This is a genomic window from Butyribacter sp., assembly GCF_056818865.1.
Genome location: NZ_DBLYGC010000043.1, coordinates 1 through 2,492 on the forward strand (window position 1 = coordinate 1; position 2,492 = coordinate 2,492).

Genomic DNA, 2,492 nt, shown 5'->3' on the forward strand with positions numbered 1-2,492 from the left:
TGAGACACGGGTTATTCCTGTCATTATCGCTCTTTCAAGATATGGGTTTGTTTTAAATGTCGCATTGAACAAACTTCTTGTAAAAGCTACAAGTTCTTTCCCATATCCGCTTACATATGCTTCCTGCATCGGGGTATCATATTCATCAAGAAGGATAATGACTTTTTTGCCATAATAACGGCTGAGATAATCTGAAAGATCTTTTATAGCTCCCTGTGCCACAATATCACTCATAACACAGTCAATATTTCTAAAAGCCGTTTTTTCTTTATCAGTGAGTCCTTCCCAATCTTTTAGAAAATCGTATTTTTGGTATATATCAAAAATTATCTTTTTTATTTTTTGTATTGTCTCTTCATAATTATTTTGTTTTACATCTGCAAAACTTAAAAATATCACCGGATATGTTCCCTGTAATTTGCGGTATTTTTCCTTTTTCCATATATCCAATCCCTCAAACAAATCTCCTCTGTCTTTATATTTGTTTGAGAAAAAACATTCGAGCATGTTCATGTTCAATGTCTTTCCAAAGCGGCGTGGGCGTGTTATGAGTGTTACTATATCTTCATTTTCCCACCATTCTTTTATAAAAGAGGTTTTGTCAACATAAAAATTATCTCTTTCACGCATTGATTCAAAACTCTGATTTCCTATACTTATAACCTTTGCCATACACACACCTCCTGATTTTTACTTATATGCTAAGTTACTTTTATCTTTCGCCTATTTTCAAAAATAACTTAACATAAAAAGTGTTTTTCTCATTATGCTAAGTTATTTTTATCTTTTGACCCTTACATCATATTAAATTTCCTTATCAACATTTGCTCCTCGAAGTTTTATACCATCCGTTGTTTTTAAATCCTGCTGATATGGATTTGATTCATTATAATACTTTATCTGTGTCCTTGTATCTCCGCCTGAAATATATGACCGTCCACATTCTGGACAAACTGACATATGTATACTGACAGATGCTGAGATTACCTTTCCATTGTTTTTAGCAGCATCATTATAAGCATTTTGTACATGTTCTCCCTCATGTGCCCTTACTGCTGCCCCGGCAGCCTGTGGCGATACATGAGCTGCACTCTTAAATGATACATTCGCCTCATCTGAACCATCCTTATACTTTCGGTTTTTGCATGTCTGACACTCTTTCTTTCCATCTTCATCCTCACCGACACGTTTAAAACCATTTTGATTTTCCACATCTGTGTCAGTTCCTATTGCACCACTGTAACCATTTGTATAAGAATTGTATGGATTTTGAATAATGCCTGTTGTTATGCTATTAACCATAGCTGTCACCTCCTTGTAACATGTTTTTGTATTTATTATATCAAAATACTTTTTCAAATTATAACATTTTTTTCATTCACTTACATTTAAATAATATTTTGATTTTCAAAAAAATATCAGCCAATCAACACATTCTTTCCTCTAAATGCAAAACCATAATGATGAATGTTTTCTCTTTTCACGCCTCTTTTTACAAGCTCTGCATCATATCCTTTATCTTCTATCTGCTTTAGTGCTGCTTCTACCGTCTCCTCAAGTGTTTTTTCTTTTTTAGGATTTATTACCTTAAACTCGATTACGATACCAGGCTGCTTTTCATTTGATTTATCTATCGGCTCTAACATTATGTCATAACGTCCATAACCACTTTCCCTGTTTGATGTTATAATGTAGTTTTCTGTCTGATCCACCATAAGACCAAGAACTAAACCATGAAAAAATCTCTCCGGTTCTTCGTCAGACGGACTGTTTCCACTGTCAAAATAGCTTATTGTCTTCAATGTCACTTTGTTCATGTATGCATTCATGCTTTCAACATCACCATTTATAAGAGCTTTTATAAATTCATTTGTTTCCCGCTTTGCCGGTGTAAACCATCTGAGTATCATTTTTCTAAACATGAATAATATCTCACGGTTTGTAATTGCAAGCTCGTACTCATTGTCACTTTCTCTTATCAGATTCAACTCTTCTGATGATATTACTTTCAGATAACCACTTGCAAGCATAAGACTCCACACTGCATCCTCCGAATAATCAAGTTCTGAAAATACTATCTGCTCATCTATTATAACATTTATTTTCTCTCCTCTGATAAGAGTCTCCAGCATAATTTTTATATACGGACTTCCCTTTTGGATAAGATTATTTATAAGTCCATTTGAACTTGAATCTGCCCAGTATGTCGTAAATTTCTTATATTTAAGATAATTTATTATTGACCATGGATTATATATATCCCTGCTATCACCGAATGTAAATCCATCATACCATGATTTAACCTCCTGCTTTTTATCAGAAAGTCCCTGCTCATCAAGTGCATTAAACACTTCTTCTTCCGTAAAACCAAATGCTGTCTCATATTGATTTGATGTTGTTGTAACTACTACAAGGTTATTAAGGTCAGAAAAAATACTTTCTTTTGAGACACGGGTTATTCCTGTCATTATCGCTCTTTCAAGATATGGGTT

The 2,492-nt window shown here is 33.7% G+C and carries 3 protein-coding genes; all 3 read right to left on the reverse strand.

Annotated features, from left to right (window positions below):
* A partial coding sequence (locus tag ACZLXV_RS13075; RefSeq protein ID WP_482383706.1) for an AAA family ATPase occupies positions 1-672 on the reverse strand: 672 nt, incomplete at its 3' end.
* A 132-nt stretch (positions 673-804) separates the two neighbouring features.
* Positions 805-1,302: a hypothetical protein gene (locus ACZLXV_RS13080; protein ID WP_482383707.1), complete on the reverse strand. Its 498-nt coding sequence runs from the start codon at positions 1,300-1,302 to the stop codon at positions 805-807.
* A 116-nt stretch (positions 1,303-1,418) separates the two neighbouring features.
* Positions 1,419-2,492: PD-(D/E)XK nuclease domain-containing protein (locus ACZLXV_RS13085; protein ID WP_482383708.1), on the reverse strand; the 1,074-nt coding region annotated here is incomplete at its 5' end.